Source organism: Jeotgalibaca caeni (assembly GCF_028863945.1).
In the GTDB taxonomy this organism is placed as follows: Bacteria; Bacillota; Bacilli; order Lactobacillales; family Aerococcaceae; genus Jeotgalibaca; species Jeotgalibaca caeni.
This window is the reverse complement of the sequence record NZ_JARBEA010000097.1, coordinates 1-3,895: the sequence shown is the minus strand read 5'-3', so window position 1 is coordinate 3,895 and position 3,895 is coordinate 1. Positions and strand designations below refer to the sequence as shown.

The following is a 3,895-nucleotide window of genomic DNA, read 5'->3' as shown; positions in this document are numbered from 1 at the left end:
ACATTTAGTCGACACTTATAGACTACATTACAAAAGGGGAAAATACAACATCTTACATGTGTCTATTTTGAGTACACCCCTCATCGACATAAGTGCACTATCTTACTTTTTTATTCCTCAATGTTCTAGTCTTCGGATAAATCAAAAAACTCTCTTTCCATATTACCTAATTGGAAAGAGAGTAATAATTGTTTTTATCAGGTTAGTATTGGGCTTAAATTTAATGCCTTATTTACTTCTGAAGTTAAACTGGCTCTTCAGGGGCCACTGGATCTACCGGCTCTTCTGGAGTCCCCCAACGCAGCAACCTTCTCATCTTGGATAAACTGAACAATCATCGCCTGTAATGTTCTTCACTAAATTACCTTAATAAAAAACTCTGTTTCGATACGTTGACACTCAACTGGCGAACTAAATAATCCAAGCTATAACTCTTTTAATTTAACGGCTTTTCATTAATAACTGAATTGCTTGTTCAACGCTTTCTTCTCCAGTACTACCATTTTTGATATTATCCTGTACGCATTCTACTAAATTTTCAGCAACAATTAAACTAATCGCACGATCAATACTGGAGCGCACCGCTGATAATTGAGTAACAATATCCGCGCAGTCTTTTCCTTCTTCCATCATATTCAAAACCCCATGCAACTGACCATCAGAACGTTTCAAACGGTTCACAATTTTTTTATCGTATTCCATTAAACGATTTCTCCTCTCCAAGCAGAAATTCCTCCCATTACATTTATCACTTTGTATCCTTCTTGTGCTAATTGTTGACAAGCCATTGAAGAACGCGCACCGGAGTGACACATTACATAATACTCTTGACTTTTATCCAATTTATTTTTTTCAGCTGAAAGATTACTTAAAGGAACATGGATTGCTCCGTCCAGGTGACCATTTTCCCATTCGTTCATTTCTCTAACGTCTACTAAAGGAAGTTTCTCTTTTTTCCATTTTTGTTCAAATTCTGGCATTGATATTGTATTGTACATTATTTTACCACCTTTTCTGGTTTTACTGTTGAGTAAAGAGCAAATGCTCCATCTAAATTTTTGGCTTTATAACCATTTTGTTTTAGCATTCTTTCCGCTATATAGCTGCGCAGACCACTGTGACAGCTCACAATAATTGGTTGATCTTTTGGCAACTCTGCCATGCGGTCTCGCAAACTATCTAAAGGAATATTGACTGCTCCTTTTAAACGGCCGTTTGATTTCAATTCACCTTCATTTCGAACATCCAGCAATAAATATCCTTCTGCTTGCTTGTCTTCTAATTCATGCCATTGCACCGATTCACTAAGGCCTTCCATAAGATTTAAGGCTGTATAACCAGCCATATTGACAGGATCTTTAGCAGAACCAAATGGAGGAGCATAAGTGAACTCTAATTCCGGCAAATCTTGCACCGTCATTCCGGCTTTAATAGCTGTAGCAATGATATCAATCCGTTTGTCTACACCGTCTTCTCCGATGGCCTGAGCGCCATAAATTTTACCAGTAGTCGGATGAAACAATAATTTTAAGACAATGGTTTTTGCATTAGGATAATAGCCAGCATGGCTTTTTCCTTGGATATGAATCACTTCATACACCTCATCAGCTTGTTGCAATTGGCGTTCATTCAAACCGGTCGACGCTGCTGCCATTTTGAATACTCGTACAATCGCTGTCCCGATACTGCCTTTATTTTTGCGCTCCAATCCGCTAATGACATCAGCCACTTGACGTCCTTGACGGTTAGCTGGCGAAGCCAATGCAATCATTGTGTCTTCTCCGTTGATTTGTTGTTTAACGACAATCGCATCCCCTACAGCGTAAATATCTTTTTGGCTAGTTTCATATTGGTCATCGACGACTATTCCGCCGCGTAAACCTGTTTCGACACCAGCTGTCAAAGCTACCGTTGTTTCCGGTTTTACGCCGACAGACATTAAAGTAATATCACTTTCTAAGCGTTCTCCGTTTTCCAATACAACGATTTTACCTTTTTCTTCAAATGATTCAGCCGCCAATCCTGTATATAATCTTACACCATTAGCTGCTAATTCTTTCGTTACATAAGCCGCCATTTCTTCATCGAAAGGCGGCAGTACATGTGGCGCTTTCTCTACAATAGTAACTTCCATTCCTCGTTGGACTAAACTTTCTGCCATTTCTAGCCCGATAAATCCAGCACCTATGACAACTGCTTTTTTAGGGTTGTGTATATGGATAAAGTTGGAAATCGCATCGATATCTGGTACAGAACGCAAGGTGAAAATATTCTCTGCTTCTTCTAATCCGTTTGCTGGCGGAATAAATGGCTTTGCTCCTGGAGACAAGATTAATTTGTCATACCCCAATGTGTATGTTTCTTGATCGGTTTGCACGACCACTTCTTTGTTGTTGGAGTCGATGGAAATAGCTTCACTATTTGGCCGTACGTCTAAATTGAACCTTGCTTGCAAAGCTTCTGGAGTTTGAACTAACAAATCCGTCCGTTCATCAATTTCTCCAGCGACATAATAAGGCAAACCACAATTAGCAAATGACACATATGGCCCTTTTTCTAACACGATAACTTCTGCTCTTTCATCCAAACGTCTTAACCGTGTAGCAGCAGACATACCACCTGCTACACCACCAATAATGACAATTCTCATTAATTCTTGCCTCCTTTTTTTGCTCCTGCCCATGCCATCATGCCGCCACGGACGTTGATAACATCATGTCCTTGTTTCAGCAATATTTTCGTCGCTCGTTTACTGCGCATCCCAGATTGGCACACTACGTAGACTTGACCCTTCGGGGGATAGGTAGAAACTTTAGCCAATGGAATATTTTTTGCACCTGGAATATGACCAATTTTGAATTCATGCGGTTCTCTCACATCAATAATTTGCGGCTTTTCGGATAATTTATTCTCCAGTTCAGTAGTTGAAATCGTAGGTGTTTTTTTGAAAAACATATTTTTCCTCCTCATAATAGTAATTATTCTGCTGTTACTTTTTCCATTAAATACTCTTTTAGTACTTCTTTTGGTTGGTAGCCAACTATTTTTTCAATAGGCTGACCATCTTTATATAAAACCATGGTAGGAATGCTCATAATGCCCAGTTGACTAGCTATTACATTGTTTTCGTCAATGTTCAACTTTGCAATTTTAATTTCAGGTGCAAATTCTGCTTCTAATTCTTCTAATACTGGTCCTAACATCTTACATGGCCCGCACCAAGGAGCCCAAAAATCGACTAATGTAATACCCTCTTTTACTTCTGATGCTAATGTTATATCAGTTACTTTTACTGTCATTTGATTGTTCCTCTCCTTTTATCTTATGTCTGTTATTTCTTTTCAATGAAAATGTACTTGGCACTGGATCATATCCGCCTTTAACAAATGGATGACACCGCATAATACGTGCTGCTCCCATTAGAGACCCTTTTGCTGCTCCGTGTTTTTCAATCGCATCAACAGCATAGTGCGAGCAGGTGGGATAATAACGGCAACTCGGTGGAAACAACGGCGAAATTCCTTTTTGATAACCTTTTATACTTAATAAAATGATATTTTTCATTTACATACCCCAACGCGTATTTTGATTATACCTCCATGCGTATTTTTTGTAAAGCATTTTTCAAAAAGAATAAAAACGACCATAATATGTCGGTATTTCCGAATCTTGTATTAAGAGCTAGTGGATAAAGTTACATGACCTTCCTCCCTATGAGCAAAAAAAACTATGAGTCTGGGACAAAACCAGAAAAATGAATAAAGAAATAGCTCTCGCAGATCCCTTTTGGGGTGGCGAGAGCCATTTTTTTGTATTTTTGAATACGGCATCGAAAATGTACCACTAGTGCATTGTTTTTTACCACTAAGTGCAAAGAAATGTACCAGTAAGTGCG

Annotated in this window: 6 protein-coding genes; all 6 read right to left on the bottom strand. The window is 38.7% G+C overall.

Translation table 11 applies throughout. The features are described from left to right. Positions 1-441: 441 nt before the first annotated feature. Genes PVE40_RS12400 through yidD form a run of 6 tightly spaced genes read right to left on the bottom strand, consistent with a single transcriptional unit; the run spans position 442 to position 3,564 of the window. Positions 442-702: a metal-sensitive transcriptional regulator gene (locus PVE40_RS12400; RefSeq protein WP_076767555.1), complete on the bottom strand. Its 261-nt coding sequence runs from the start codon at positions 700-702 to the stop codon at positions 442-444. After that, entirely contained in the window at positions 702-998 is a 297-nt protein-coding gene (locus tag PVE40_RS12395; protein ID WP_068710704.1) for a rhodanese-like domain-containing protein, read from the bottom strand. Before PVE40_RS12395 ends, PVE40_RS12400 begins: the two co-directional genes overlap by 1 nt. Beyond that, positions 998-2,650, bottom strand: coding sequence for an FAD-dependent oxidoreductase (locus PVE40_RS12390; protein ID WP_274732243.1), 1,653 nt, complete (start codon positions 2,648-2,650; stop codon positions 998-1,000). Before PVE40_RS12390 ends, PVE40_RS12395 begins: the two co-directional genes overlap by 1 nt. Further along, positions 2,650-2,955 (bottom strand): rhodanese-like domain-containing protein, encoded by a 306-nt coding sequence (locus PVE40_RS12385; RefSeq protein WP_274732242.1) that lies wholly within the window; start codon positions 2,953-2,955, stop codon positions 2,650-2,652. Before PVE40_RS12385 ends, PVE40_RS12390 begins: the two co-directional genes overlap by 1 nt. A gap of 23 nt (positions 2,956-2,978) precedes the next feature. After that, positions 2,979-3,299: a thioredoxin gene (gene trxA, locus PVE40_RS12380; protein ID WP_002318457.1), complete on the bottom strand. Its 321-nt coding sequence runs from the start codon at positions 3,297-3,299 to the stop codon at positions 2,979-2,981. Next, a complete protein-coding gene (gene yidD / locus PVE40_RS12375) occupies positions 3,280-3,564 on the bottom strand; it encodes a membrane protein insertion efficiency factor YidD (RefSeq protein WP_002318456.1) in 285 nt (94 codons plus the stop codon). Before yidD ends, trxA begins: the two co-directional genes overlap by 20 nt. Positions 3,565-3,895 lie beyond the last annotated feature (331 nt).

Coding starts and splice junctions, on each gene's coding strand:
- PVE40_RS12400 (WP_076767555.1), bottom strand. CDS start 702: ATGGAATACGATAAAAAAATTGTGAACCGTTTGAAACGTTCTGATGGT.
- PVE40_RS12395 (WP_068710704.1), bottom strand. CDS start 998: ATGTACAATACAATATCAATGCCAGAATTTGAACAAAAATGGAAAAAA.
- PVE40_RS12390 (WP_274732243.1), bottom strand. CDS start 2,650: ATGAGAATTGTCATTATTGGTGGTGTAGCAGGTGGTATGTCTGCTGCT.
- PVE40_RS12385 (WP_274732242.1), bottom strand. CDS start 2,955: ATGTTTTTCAAAAAAACACCTACGATTTCAACTACTGAACTGGAGAAT.
- trxA (WP_002318457.1), bottom strand. CDS start 3,299: ATGACAGTAAAAGTAACTGATATAACATTAGCATCAGAAGTAAAAGAG.
- yidD (WP_002318456.1), bottom strand. CDS start 3,564: ATGAAAAATATCATTTTATTAAGTATAAAAGGTTATCAAAAAGGAATT.